Origin of the sequence: Actinotalea ferrariae CF5-4 (assembly GCF_000603945.1) — a bacterium.
GTDB lineage: Bacteria > Actinomycetota > Actinomycetes > Actinomycetales > Cellulomonadaceae > Actinotalea > Actinotalea ferrariae.
Genome location: NZ_AXCW01000401.1, coordinates 1 through 272 on the forward strand (window position 1 = coordinate 1; position 272 = coordinate 272).

Genomic DNA, 272 nt, shown 5'->3' on the forward strand with positions numbered 1-272 from the left:
CGCCGCGCGCGACCGTCGCCTGCAGCGCGTGGTCCGGGACCTGCTCGCCGCCGACCGCCGCGAGTCGGAGCGGCCGGAGGGCCCGCAGGCCGACGACGCCGCAGCCCCCGCGCCGCTCCACACGGTGGACCCCGTCCTCGGGCTCGACCTGCTGCGCGAGGCCGCGGGCGCGGGCCGGGACGTCTGGATCGAGGTCGTCGACCCCGCCGGCGTCCCCGTACGGCGTCGGGTGCGTCCGGTGCGCGTGGACGGCGGACGCGTGCGCGTCGTCG

At 80.9% G+C, this 272-nt stretch carries 1 protein-coding gene; it reads left to right on the forward strand.

All coding sequences use genetic code 11. The features are described 5' to 3' along the window. Positions 1 to 272 (forward strand): hypothetical protein (locus tag N866_RS21675; protein WP_034229390.1); only part of this gene is annotated, 272 nt, incomplete at both ends.